This window comes from Methanomicrobium sp. W14, from assembly GCF_017875315.1.
Lineage (GTDB): Archaea > Halobacteriota > Methanomicrobia > Methanomicrobiales > Methanomicrobiaceae > Methanomicrobium.
In genome coordinates this window covers 281,293-294,362 of the sequence record NZ_JAGGMM010000003.1, presented here as the reverse complement: position 1 = coordinate 294,362, position 13,070 = coordinate 281,293, and the positions used below count along the sequence as shown (strand labels likewise).

12 protein-coding genes are annotated in these 13,070 nt (G+C 43.1%); 10 read left to right on the top strand and 2 right to left on the bottom strand.

All coding sequences use genetic code 11. The features are described from left to right. Positions 1–165 precede the first annotated feature (165 nt). The 4 genes from J2128_RS10680 (at position 166) to J2128_RS10665 (ending at position 4,501) form a co-directional block, all read left to right on the top strand. Positions 166–2,178, top strand: a complete 2,013-nt coding sequence (locus tag J2128_RS10680; RefSeq protein WP_209691426.1) for a M3 family metallopeptidase — start codon at positions 166–168, stop codon at positions 2,176–2,178. A gap of 168 nt (positions 2,179–2,346) precedes the next feature. Beyond that, positions 2,347–3,441: a radical SAM/SPASM domain-containing protein gene (locus tag J2128_RS10675; protein WP_209691425.1), complete on the top strand. Its 1,095-nt coding sequence runs from the start codon at positions 2,347–2,349 to the stop codon at positions 3,439–3,441. A 7-nt stretch (positions 3,442–3,448) separates the two neighbouring features. Beyond that, entirely contained in the window at positions 3,449–3,607 is a 159-nt protein-coding gene (locus tag J2128_RS10670) for a hypothetical protein (RefSeq protein ID WP_209691424.1), read from the top strand. 210 nt (positions 3,608–3,817) lie between these two features. Beyond that, positions 3,818–4,501 carry an SOS response-associated peptidase gene (locus tag J2128_RS10665; protein ID WP_209691423.1) on the top strand — a complete coding sequence of 228 codons (684 nt, stop codon included), beginning with the start codon at positions 3,818–3,820 and terminating at the stop codon, positions 4,499–4,501. Between the two features lie 117 nt (positions 4,502–4,618). Here J2128_RS10665 and J2128_RS10660 read toward each other — a convergent pair whose 3' ends face one another. Then, positions 4,619–6,049 carry a hypothetical protein gene (locus J2128_RS10660; protein ID WP_245323633.1) on the bottom strand — a complete coding sequence of 477 codons (1,431 nt, stop codon included), beginning with the start codon at positions 6,047–6,049 and terminating at the stop codon, positions 4,619–4,621. Between the two features lie 367 nt (positions 6,050–6,416). Continuing rightward, positions 6,417–6,542, bottom strand: coding sequence for a hypothetical protein (locus tag J2128_RS12915; RefSeq protein ID WP_281069305.1), 126 nt, complete (start codon positions 6,540–6,542; stop codon positions 6,417–6,419). Here J2128_RS12915 and J2128_RS10655 point away from each other — a divergent pair. The 6 genes from J2128_RS10655 (at position 6,541) to J2128_RS10630 (ending at position 13,070) form a co-directional block, all read left to right on the top strand. Continuing rightward, positions 6,541–7,164: a hypothetical protein gene (locus tag J2128_RS10655; protein ID WP_245323630.1), complete on the top strand. Its 624-nt coding sequence runs from the start codon at positions 6,541–6,543 to the stop codon at positions 7,162–7,164. The two genes, J2128_RS12915 and J2128_RS10655, sit on opposite strands and share 2 nt — an antisense overlap. A 194-nt stretch (positions 7,165–7,358) precedes the next feature. Next, positions 7,359–8,798 (top strand): peptidoglycan amidohydrolase family protein, encoded by a 1,440-nt coding sequence (locus tag J2128_RS10650; protein WP_209691422.1) that lies wholly within the window; start codon positions 7,359–7,361, stop codon positions 8,796–8,798. Positions 8,799–8,976: 178 nt separating this feature from the next. Then, positions 8,977–9,585, top strand: a complete 609-nt coding sequence (locus J2128_RS10645; protein WP_209691421.1) for a hypothetical protein — start codon at positions 8,977–8,979, stop codon at positions 9,583–9,585. Between the two features lie 212 nt (positions 9,586–9,797). Further along, entirely contained in the window at positions 9,798–10,511 is a 714-nt protein-coding gene (locus J2128_RS10640) for a hypothetical protein (RefSeq protein WP_209691420.1), read from the top strand. Positions 10,512–10,522: 11 nt separating this feature from the next. After that, positions 10,523–11,344: a winged helix-turn-helix transcriptional regulator gene (locus J2128_RS10635; RefSeq protein ID WP_209691418.1), complete on the top strand. Its 822-nt coding sequence runs from the start codon at positions 10,523–10,525 to the stop codon at positions 11,342–11,344. A 331-nt stretch (positions 11,345–11,675) separates the two neighbouring features. Then, positions 11,676–13,070 carry a glutamate decarboxylase gene (locus J2128_RS10630; RefSeq protein WP_209691417.1) on the top strand — a complete coding sequence of 465 codons (1,395 nt, stop codon included), beginning with the start codon at positions 11,676–11,678 and terminating at the stop codon, positions 13,068–13,070.

Sequence of the window (13,070 nt, the reverse complement as noted above, 5' to 3'; positions counted from 1 at the left end):
TTTTCCTTTACACTTAGCCCTCCATTATTTTTCGGGACAGTATGCAACTGTTTATCAGTTTTCAGGCATAATTATGAAATTATGACATTGATATCAATATATATGTGCAGGAATCCTGTTTTCTGCTGCTTTTTTTTGTCTATATTAACTTTATTTTTAATTTTTGTGAACGGAACCACGTCCTTTGCAGCAGCGTCAGGGATAAACAACATAACCTTTGACCCTGGCGTAAAGATGAACTACTCTTCCGGTGAAATTCCGGTTCTGGCAAAGGAGGCGCAGGATTCGGCAAACGCCTCCCTGAACACTATAGCAAACATTCCTCCTGAATACAGGACTTTTGAAAACACTGTTATAGCGTTTGACAGCGTGATGACGGACTATTCCGATGCGATGTCTCCAATGACCCTGGTGGGGGACATTTTCCCGGACCCCGAGGTTCTGGCTGAGGGTCTTGGTGCAAAGGACTCATACAACTCATTTTTAAACGACGTTTACACCAGGGAAGACCTTTATAACGCAATGAAGGGTCAGACTGCCGGAAATCCCGTTGAACAGCGCCTGTATGATGTTGTCATGGAGGAGTTCGATAAAAACGGTCTTGGCCTTTCTGGTGACAAAACGGCCGTAATAAGGGATATGAAAACGAACCTGAGTTCTCTTGAAACAAAATACAACTACAATATCAATTCCGACGATTCGGTTGTTGAGTTTACGAAAGAGGAACTTGCAGGGATATCGCAGTCTGACCTGAACAAATTTGACAGGACAGCAGACAAAAACTACAGCGTGAAGCTAAACTATCCGAATTACGCAATAGTGATGAAATATGCGGATGACGAAAATGCTAGAAAAAGAGCATATATAGCCTACAGCAACATTGAGGCCGACAAAAACACGAAGCTTATTGAGGAAGCAATATCCCTGAGGACGAGGATTGCAGAGGAGATGGGGTATTCCACCTGGGCCGAATATGTCCTTTCTGACAGAATGGCCAAAAACGTAAGCAATGTGATGGACTTTCTTAACTCCATAAAAGAGCCCCTCTCTGAGAAAAACGACGAGGAGATGAAAAAACTCCTGGAGGTTAAGAAGAGCATTGATTCAAATGCGACGACAGTCTTCCCGTGGGACAAGGTTTATCTTTCAAATATCCTGAAAGAAAACGAATACAGCTACGATGAGGAGAAGCTGAAATCGTATTTCCCATACGGGAGTGTTTTAAACGGCGTTTTCGATACATGCGGAAAGCTGTTCGGGGTAAATTTCATAAAGGTTGAGAACGCCTCCGTCTGGTCGCCTGACGTGAGCCTGTATGAGGTCACGAATTCGTCTGACGGGAAGGTTCTGGGTTACCTTTACGTCGACCCGTATGTCCGTGACGGCAAATATACCGGAGCTGCAGCCGAAATGGTTATAACGGGAAGAGAGAAGAACGGCGAATACGTAAAGCCCGTTGCGGTCATAATCGGTAATTTTGAGAAACCGCAGAACGGCAGACCGAGTCTTCTTTCGGTATCCGATATCGAAACACTCTTCCATGAGACCGGTCATTCCCTGCATATTATACTCTCAAAGTCGCCTTACGGCACGCTTTCGGGATATAATGTGGACTTTGACTTTACTGAGACACCTTCACAGACCCTTGAGGAGTGGGCATGGGACCCGGAAATTCTTGAGTTGATGTCCGGAAAATACGACAAGCCTTCGGAAAAGATTCCTGATTCGCTTCTTAAAAGTGTAATCTCCGCAAGAGATTTCGGGAAAGGCATCAGCTACAGTTCGCAGCTGATGTATTCCCTTGTGGACATGTATTATCATAATTCAACGGTTCCTGTGAATACTACAAACGTCTGGAACTCCACGTACGAGGAGGTCTTCGGGGAGGGTCTTCCTGTCCTTATTCACCCGCAGGCGACGTTCCCGCACCTTATGGGGGGGTATGATGCAGGCTATTACGGGTACCTCTGGTCTAAGGTATACGCACTTGATATTGATGAAAAATTCAAAGAATACGGGATGACAAACGAAACCCTTGGCTTAAAACTTAGGGATGACATCTATTCAAAAGGGAATACAGAAGACAACATGGTTCTTCTCGAGAACTTTTTGGGGGAGAAGCCGGGTGTAGATGCACTTTATGATTATCTTGGCCTGAACACCCCGGATGAGACATGAAATAAAGGCTTTATACAAAAAATCTCTTCCTTTTTTTAATTATTCATATCCGTTTTTATCATACTTCTTTAGTTAAACCGAAGGTTTCTTTTCTTCCTGTCTGCTTTTATGATATTCTTTTTGGGTTAATTCTTTCTGATTTCAATATACATTTAAACAGTACATAATATGAGCGAATGCAGAGAGGAAAGGTCGTACAGGGATATATTTGACGGGGTTATAGAGGCGACCATAAAGAATGCGGGCAGGATTGCCTCGAAAAATCCGGGACTTGTCCTTACGGGGGCAAAGATAGCATATCACCAGAAAAAGGCTGCAGCAAAGAGGGCTGAATACGAGAGAAAGGGAGTCCTGGTCCCGGGCGTCATGATGATATCCCTTACGTCACGCTGCAACCTGACGTGCATGGGGTGCTACATGAACTCCCGTGAGTGCCGTTTAGGCAGTTCAGATATGACCGATGAGGAAGTGTCGGATATAATATCGCAGGCAAGGGACCTTGGAGTCTCTGCCGTCGTTTTTGCGGGAGGAGAACCGTTCCTCAGGCTTCCTTTGATCCTTTCGCTTGCAAAGAGATATCACGAGATGCTGTTTCCCGTTTTTACAAACGGCCTTCTTATAGACGAAGCCGTATCAAAAGAGCTTGGTAGACACAAAAATATAGTCCCGATGCTGAGCCTTGAGGGTTTTTCAGTGGAGACGGATTTCCGCAGGGGGGAAGGGACATATGAAAAGCTGATGGATGTTTGCAGAAGGCTTTCTGAGAGGGGAATGTTTTTCGGCTGCTCTCTTATGGTCACCTCAAAGAACATGCCCTGCGTAACCGGTGAGGAGTTCGTCAGCGACATGGTCTCAAGGGGTGTTCTGGCGTTCGTATACGTCGAATACGTCCCGATTGAAGCAGGGACCGAAGACCTTGTCCTGACAAAGGAGCAGCAGTCGCACCTTCGGGAAAAGCTTCATGAATACTGCGACCGTTTCCCTGCACTTTTCATAGGTTTTCCGGGCGACGAGGATGCATACGGCGGGTGCCTTGCGGCCGGAAGGGGCTTTGTGCACGTAAGTCCTTCAGGCGACCTTGAACCCTGCCCTGCCGCCCCATTTTCCGACATGAACCTGAAGACCGTTCCCCTGGAGGACGCCCTTAAATCGGGTCTTTTGGAAAAGATAAGAAAGAGTCACGGTATGCTCACCGAGTCCGGGGGCGGGTGTGCACTCTGGGCGAACAGGGAATGGGTCAAAACCCTCCATGAGAAAAAATAGATGAAATATGCCAGATGTTTTAGGTTCGGCGGAAGTAAAAGAAAAGGCAAAAACTTTGGGTGCGGACCTGTGCGGGATTGCGGATGTTGAAAGTTTTCCCGGTGCACTTCTTCTCGCAAAAAAACTGGACCCAGACCCTGTTGCGACATATGAAGTCTGCCCTTAAAAGTGCTCTTTATGCCTGAACAACTGTCCGGTATCCGCACTTGACGGCAAAACCGTGAACCAGAAACTGTGCAGGCCGCTTTCAAACTTTATAACGCAAAGGGGTTTTGTCCTCCAGAAGTGCCGCAGGTGCAGGGAAATATGCCCCAGTGCACGGGGAATCCGGAAAAAAGGAAACTGTTAATCCTGTCATGCACTGAAATAATCTTTTATGTGCAAAAGGTTCGCCCTTTATGATTTGGAGTTTTTCTGCGACCTTTTCGGAGTATGCGGTCCGGTCCCGCAGGTAAACCTTTCATACAATATATCACCCGTAAAAAACGTATGCATCATCTGCAGCAATAAAGGAAATAATAATGGAAATTATGTAATGTCCGCAAAATGGGGTATTGATAAAAGTCCAAAACCAGATTCAGATTTTTCAGGGCAGAAAAAGTATTCCGTGATAAATACAAGGGACGATACGTTAAAAGAAGGCGTATATCTTTTCGGGAATACGGGGAGGTGCCTTATTCCCGCCAACGGTTTTTACGAGTGGAAATCCGGGGGCCTGAGAAAGACTCCGTTTTACATTTATGCTTCAGACTCTCCGGTGTTTGCATTTGCAGGCGTTTATAAATCGTCCTCTTCTTCAAATGGCAGGTCTTATTCATGCAGTATCGTAACAACAGCTTCGAACAGGGTCCTGAAAGAGGTCCACGGCAGGATGCCTGTAATATTACGCGGAAGCGGTGCAATGAAGTGGATAAACCCTGAATATGAGGATTTTCTTTCTCTGCTAAAGCCTTATCCCTCGGAGAAAACAGGGTTATATCCTGTCGGAAACGGTGTGGAAAATCCCGACAATGACGGGCCGAAGCTTATGGAACGGATTTATGAAAACAGGTGGTGGTAGTACCCCCAAAAATCAAGTCTCCTGTCTTTTCAGGTCGCAAAGGGTGTCAATTGTTTTTTTTTCACGGATTTATTCTCATATATTGTTCTGACTAAAAAAAGCAGTTTTTGGTTTTATTTATTTTCTTTTTGGATTTCTCGCAAAAACTATCGACACTATAAGAAGTGCGGCCAGTGAAGCAAGAGGAGATATGGGACTTTCAGTGCCTGCCAGGTTGTTGTCTATCTCCGCATTACTTTTAATTTTCGTTGAATTTATGGTATTTGGGTTAATAAAAGGGTTCAGGTCTACAAACCATATTTCGTATTTGTCCGGTTCATATCCCGGGTAATCCTTAGGATATGCCCTTAAAAGAAGCTGACCTTTGTCGAACTCGACTATATCGCCGACCTCAAATTCATCGTTTCCTGTTATATTAATCTCTTTTTTCATACCGTCCGGGATATGATACAGGTAAATATGACCGTCTTTTTTGTAGACCACATAATCACCGTCGACTGAATAGGCGTAAAGACCGAAGTCCAGGTCTCCGTCTTTTGTGTCTAAAACAATGTTTTCAAGGCTTTGAAGATCTGTAGCATAGAGCGTACAATAAAACTCATCATTACCGTTATTATTAGTGGTCTTTGTACCTTTAGACCAGATGAAATAATTGTCTGAAAAGCAGTCCTGGTCTATTGCCACACTTTCATCTGAAGAAATATCTTCAGCCCCTTTAATAGAGATTTTTTCAGCTTTTCCGCCTGAAAGTGCCGGTTTCACGTTATATACTGCAATTCCGTCATCATGATTTCGTTCACCGGGTCTTTTATTTATAGTTCCTGCAAGGGTTGCGACTTTATAATTCCCGAATCCAAGTAGATCATCAATTTTTGACTGGTTGTCGATTGTAATTACATTCCCGTTACTGTGAGAATATATTCTCAGGCGATCTGGCCGGATAATATCTTCTCCTTCATATGGGAGGCAGTCTTCAAACAAGACCAGATCATTGTCGGCCAGTACTCTTTCCATAAAATGATCAGAAACCTTCTCGTTATTCTCTCCATCAAATGAGAATGTTCCTTCAGCGACACCGCCGGTACCACTTGAAGAAGTAATTTCTGTTGAGAGAGAATAGTACGCAACGCCATTTGAGATATCAAGGCTTTCTATATTCATCCAGTATGAAATCCAGTCGTTTGCCCGCCTTTTTTCTCCTATGATTCCTGTATCAAACTTTTTTGTTTCTTTGGTAGTGCTGTTCCAGATATAGACAATCGGGTCTGCATATTTCCTGTATGCAACTTCTCCTTTGCTTAGTCCTGCCCGCGAAACAGGTAGATCAGACGGCAGGTTAGGAAAGTAAACACCGTCATTTCCGTCAATGTATGTATAACTGGTAGTAATTATCTGGCACTCTTCTGCGCTAACTATTGAGATTGAGGATACAGATATCAGGACTACAAATATTGAGAATATGAAAATATTGAAAGTGCGGTGTATCCCACCTATGGCACTATATTTTTCATGAAATTCAGACACCATCATCATTCTGGGAATAATCATTCATCTTTTTATATGCTGTTTATTCCAAAAGTATCTACACAAAAATGTATCTTTTAGTTTCATGTAGATGCTTTCGGAATAATGCTTATCAAATAATACGGTTTATTGCAACTACGTGGACCGCATGCCCGGCACTGCACATAAAAACTTCGATTTTTATGCAAATTCATAGTCTGCGTGGGTTTAGTTTAATGAAACAAAGCCCCTCAGCCACAGGTGTGATTCATACCAATGCCGATAAATCTGAATCATATGAATACAGGGAAACCATAATTAGCAGCCGGGAATTGATCAAAACGTCTGATTTAGTGATATACGGCAAGATAAAAAAAAGATGACAAAAATGAACGCGAAAACAATCAAATTTTCATTTTGCTGTTTGTCTTCTTCTGCTGCTGGCAGCAGGAACGGGGGTTGCAAGTGCATACTCCATATCGGCACATGCAAATGAAAGCCAGCTTAAAGAAATTGATGATATATATGGCCAAGACATGACCGAAGGAGAGTTTTGGGAGCAGGTTTTCCCGGAAGAATATGCAATGTTAAAGGAAAACCTGACTGCAGAAGAGTTTGAAAACTTTTCAGCGATGAAAAAATATTGGGGAGATGACCATCCCGAGCTTCCATACGGGGCAAATGTATGGGACGAAAACGGTCCTGTTTCACTTAGATCAATTAAAAACGGAGAAACTAGTATTTATGGTCTTAAAAACCAGAATATAGATAAGAGTGGATATGTCATTAAGGGAGCAAATCAGGATGCAGAGTTTACTGTAAATAGATTATGCCTACTTTTGGGTAGAAAGAGTGGGATTGTTTTATGTGCAGATAATCTTAGGAGAAAGGGATCTTCAATAGTCTATAGTGGTACAGGAAGAGTTGCAGGATATACCAGCTCTACAGAATTGACTGTAACAATTGAACTGTATGGAGATGGTACTAGAGTAGGTTATGATGTGAATTATGGAAATAAAGGTCACACAGTAACTGTTTCAAATTCCTATTCAAATCCGCAAAGTGGCACTTTATACCAATCAAAAGTTATTGGAACATCAACAAATCCGGATCTTACAACGTATACATGGTCACCCGGGAGACTGTGGCCATATAACTAGATATCTGTAATGAATTGGTGTTGCATTAAGTGCCACCTTTCTTGATCAAATCTATAAATATTGTAATGGGGGAGACTCAAAGTCTCCTTTTTTTTAATTTTATTATTCTAAATCATAAAAAAGACAAATAACACTTTTTTGTGTAGATACTTTCGGAAAAATCAGTATATAATATCAAAATTAATTATCTGTTCATGGCAATAGAACTTGAATTTAATGAAAAAATCCGATGTCGTGGATTTTTGAATATTCTTTACAAAATATTTATATATTTAATAGTAACAGTTTTTGTATCTGTTTCCTTAATTTCAGTAGTAAGTGCAGAATCCTCCGTAATAAATACGCCATACACATATGTTGACGGGAATTCATGCAATATTCTCACTTATCCTTCGGCTTATCATACATCTTATATGGGACTTAGTATGGGAGAGGTTGCGTACAGAAAATATGAAGACCCGCTTGTCTATATCTGGAACAGCACTACTAAAGAAACAAAAACATTTGACACAAAGGTAATCGGAGAAAAAAGAAAAGCCAACGACTGGATATCGTATAAGATGGGAATAGAATCCGTTGATATTTCAGACGGTATTGTTTATTTTTCCCTTCAAACTTCCACAACTACCCCCAACGGTACTTGTGCATTCACTGAGGGCATGTTCTCTCTTGACAGTGATAATAATTATGAAAAGATTTCTGATGGAGAGAATGATATCGTTAATCTAAGGGCGTTTGATGATCTTGTTCTTATGGATGAACTTTCTGATATGGACTGTTTACGGGTCTATTCGCGTGACACAGGCAATATAATTACTCTGGATAACCGTGGACTGGCACTTAACAATATAATCGGGTTTGGTGATAACAATGCCGCATTATCTTTATGCATTCTCTCTTCTCACCAAAATGTCAGGAAGCCTGAAGATGGGATAACTGTCTTCAGACTTCCAAAAAATATTACCGGAAATTCTTTTGAATCCGTTACCATCCCGTCATCAACCGGTTATTCGTACACTGAAGGAGAGATGGCAGTAAGCCAGGACTGTTTTTCAGGAGATAAGCTAATCTGGTCAAAAGAAGTGTCTCCTGATTACGATAATTCCGGGGAAAACGGATGGGCTGAACTTTGTGTAACCGATCTGAATACACTAAGGGAGACTGTCATAGACACAATAAATGAGCCGGTTGGTGAAATGAATGTGGTCAGGGAGAAAGATAACATTGAGAAATTCGGGTTTTACTCATATGCCGTCGACGGTGATTATGTGGTCTACAAAAAAAGCGGTCATATTTACCTGTATCATATCCCGGACGGTATGAAAAAAGAGATTCATATAACAGGAAACGATGAATTTGAGGTTGGTGATATCATTGAGTTTGACAACGGTCAGCTTCTTTTAAGGGCATACCCGAAGGATTACCCCGGTTATGAGCCGAACAAATACGAGATATGGTTTGTAGATCTTAACCCGTTTATTAACCCGAATGCAGATAATTCCACAGAGACCGGAAATAACAGGGAAGGGAACAGCAACCTGCCGGGTACTGAAAGCCCTTTGTCTCCTTTTGTTTCACTGGCGGCACTTCTTATAACGTCCGTGGTTTTTTGGGGAGCACGGAGACGAAAATAAACGAAAAATAAAATAACCGTTCCATTTTTTTAATACGGACTTTTTGTGTAGATACTTTCGGAATAATGCATATTTAAGCTCCGGTTCTACTATAGCCTTAAGGATTACGTGTTTTTTTCATGCAGGTAATTCATGACCTGAATAAAAGGAGAATATAAAAAATAAAGGAGGAATTTAGATGAAAACAGTAATGAAAGAGGAAAAAAATGAAAAAAAAGAATTGCTGACATCAGCCGGTATACCGGCTGTCCTGTCTGTTCTGATAATTGTGTGCGGGATGGCCGGAGTTGCAGGTGCATATGCCGTGTCAGCCCATGCAAACGAAAGCCAGCTTGAACTGATAAATGAGATATACGGACAGAAGATGACCCAGGGAGAGTTCTGGCAGCTGGTATTTCCTGAAGAGTACACAATGATGAAAGACAACATGACTCCTGAAGAGTTCAAAAATTTTTCGGAGACTGAAAAGTACTGGGGAGACGACCACCCTGAACTTCCCTACGGTGCAAATGTGTGGGACGAAAACGGGCCGGTTAACCTTAACGAAATCAGCGACGAAGAGAAGGAGGGACTCGGGCTTGGCGGAGTTATCGTCGATGACAGCGGATATATCATATTGGGGTTTGACAACGACACAAAGGGTGCAATGGAAAGACTTGAGGCATACGGGGATGTAAGCGGAGAGAACTTCCTGAATGCCCTTGCATCAGGTCTTTACAGCAGTTCGCCTGTAAGGACACAGATCGATCTAATAAGATCAATTTCTGAATTTCTTGGGATATTCTGAGAAAAATCCCAAAAAATTCATTTAAAAAAATCCGGAAGATTTGGGTTTATGCGTTGACGGTTTTGGAATAATACGTATATATGAGGGACATTATATTACTCACCCGTAATACCTGCTGTAAGTATTTATCCCCGTATTGGACGGCCTGAAGAAGTAAAAAATCCAAAAATTTTGACTGATGCAAAAAAATTCTGAACTGAGAGGCATAAAATATGCTTAAAAAAAGAAGTCCTGAGATGAAATGGGTATTTATGGCCTTTTCATCAGTTTTGCTTGTCTTTTTTGTCTCGCAGGCTGTTTCAGCGGAAAACAGCACAATCACCGATGATTCAAGAATAAGTCTCATAAACGAGCTGTACGGTGAAAATATCACAAACGGGGAGTTTCTTTCTATGACCGACCCCGATACCCTTGGTGCCCTGAAAAAAAGTATGACAGATGAGGAGTTCAGGGATTTCTGCAGCAGGCAGAAGTACTGGGGAGACGATTACCCTGAGCTTTCCCATGGTGCAAATTTCTGGGACGAGAACGGACCGGTAAACCTAAGCAGTCTCAACAGGTCAGAAAAAGAGATTTACGGCCTGGAATCCACACTAATCGGAAAGGACGGATATGTCATCCTCGGCTACATGAAAAATTCGGTTGAGGAGGGAGAATCAGTTCCTTTCTACAAGACGATGCCTGAAGGAATCGAAAATTTCACCTGCGATCTCAACTGGATGGATTCCGGGAGCGAGTTGAAAATTACGATATTCTCGCCGGACGGCATGATGGGTCCGTATTCGGATGACAGCGACGGTGTAGTAAACGGCAGAATTTTTCTCAGAATATCAAGGCCGGAAGGTATAGAAAGCGGGGAATGGTATGCAGTGGTTCAGGCTGATAAGACCGATAAAAAACAGCACTTTGTGCTTTTATTCTACTAGGAGGGGGGATTATGAAAGGAATAAAGAACATTTTAATTATTACGGTTCTTGGAGTCCTTTTTGCCATTTCCTGTTTAATCAGCTGTGTGTCGGCAATTGAGACAGGAGGATATGTAGTTGAACCGGCATACGGCATATCGCCTGATTATACAGATATTTATTTTGGCTCCATGGACGGTGACGATAACCTGTTAAGCGGACCGCAGCCTGAACAGACCGGATATTCAGACCTCCCCCTTCCGGTACTCATAATACTCGCATTTTTAGGTGCCGGTGCAGTCTTGGCGTATCCGGCAAAACTACTCCTTTCAGGTAAGCTTCCTGCCCTTACAGGACTTTCCCGGCTTAAAAAAAGTGAAATCCTTGAAAACGGACCACGCAGGCAGGTATATGAAACTATAGTCAACAGTCCCGGTGTTCATTTAAGCGAGATTGAAAAGAATACCGGACTTACGAACAAAAACGTAGAATATCATGTAAAAAAACTTTTGAGCTACAATATGGTAGTATCAAAAAAGACAGCAAGAGGAAAAGGTTATTTCAGGAATTCCGGCACATATTCGTCTGGTGAGAAGCTTTTGTACCTGCATTCCAAAAACCCGACCGAAAGAAAGATTCTTGAAACAATTAATGAAAATCCCGGAATCTCAAGAAAGGAACTCAGCATTGCCGTAAAAATATCCGCACCTTCCGTAAGCTGGTACATATCGGGGCTGGTACGTGACAATATCATAACGAAGGAGCAGAATGGAGGCTGTGTCAGTTATTGCATAAATGATTCCCTGAAAAAAGACCTCGCAAAAATCGTCTCAGGTTACGCTGTAGCGGCCTGAAGGTCATCTGTTCATTTAACTGGTTTCCAAATGAGTTTTTAACAATAATAACTGCCAGCCGGAATTACCGATTTTTCCTGCCAGGACCGGATTCCTGAGATATATAGTTAACATATCCTGCTTTTAATTATCTGCCCGCAAAGACTTTAGTTCCCACAAATTATTTATAACTCTTCTATTGAACTATCAGACAGGCAAAGCGGAAGTGGTGTGCAAAAATTCTGGTCTGTGATGTAGCGGTATTTCTCAGTGCTCTTGCGCAGAGGAGAAATTACAGGCAAAAAGTCATCCCGCGTTTTGCAGCTGTTTTTATACGAGGTGAATCTAGATTATGGGACTGAAACATCCGAAAGGGCCCAAAACCCACATAAAAGACCTGATAATAGACCCCATCTTTGCAAGTGAGGGAATGGAGACAATCCCGAGGGACAGGCTGCCTGAAAACGAGATCGAGCCTGACCTTGCATACCAGATAGTCCATGACGAGCTCATGCTCGACGGCAATGCAAGGCTTAACCTGGCGACATTCGTAGGGACCTGGATGGAGCCGCAGGCAAGAAAGCTTGCTTCCGAGACCTTCGACAAGAACATGATAGACAAGGACGAGTATCCGCAGACGGCTGACCTTGAAATGAGGTGCGTAAGCATGTTAAGCCACCTGTGGAATGCACCCGACCTTGAACAGGCGACAGGGTGCTCCACCACCGGGTCAAGCGAAGCCGCGATGCTCGGCGGAATATCGATGAAAAGGAGATGGCAGCACAAAAGAAAGGCCGAAGGGAAGCCCGTTGACAGACCGAATATCGTCATGGGGATAAACGTTCAGGTCTGCTGGGAGAAATTCGCAAACTACTGGGACGTAGAGATGCGTCTTGTCCCCATGGAGAAGGGGCGTTATCATTTAACGGCAGAAGAGGCTGTAAAGCTCTGCGACGAGAACACTATAGGTGTCATTGCAATTCTCGGCTCGACTTTCGACGGTTCATACGAGCCCGTCCTTGAAATATGCCAGGCACTTGACAAATTCCAGGAAAAGACAGGTCTTGACATACCTGTGCATGTCGACGCCGCATCAGGAGGAATGATAGCTCCTTTCCTTGACCCCGGTTTAATCTGGGACTTCAGGATCCCGAGGGTCGCATCCATAAACACGTCAGGCCACAAGTATGGTCTGGTATATCCCGGGGTAGGCTGGGTCATATGGCGCAATGCGGAGGCACTGCCTGAGGATCTGATATTCTACGTAAATTATCTCGGCTCGAACATGCCGACTTTCGCGCTTAACTTCTCAAGGCCCGGTTCACAGATAGTCCTTCAGTATTACAATTTCCTGCGTCTCGGAAGGGAGGGATACAAAAAAGTCCAGCAGTATGCAAGGGATATTGCACTGTTCCTCTCGTCGGAAATAGAAAAACTCGGTCCTTTCGAACTTGTGACCAGAGGAGACGAACTGCCTGTGTTTGCGTTCAAATTAAATGACAGTATAAAAAATTACACTGTGTTTGATGTATCCAACAAGATGCGTGAACGCGGCTGGCTCATTCCTGCGTACACTTTCCCTGAAAACTGCAAAGACCTTGCGGTTTTAAGGATTGTCGTAAGACGTGGATTTTCCTGCGACCTTGCGGATATGTTTCTCGAGGACCTGAAAAGACAGCTCAAAGTCCTTGAAAAACAGTCCGTGCCCGTTCATGACGAAAAGACGGGTACAAGCTTCCACCACTAA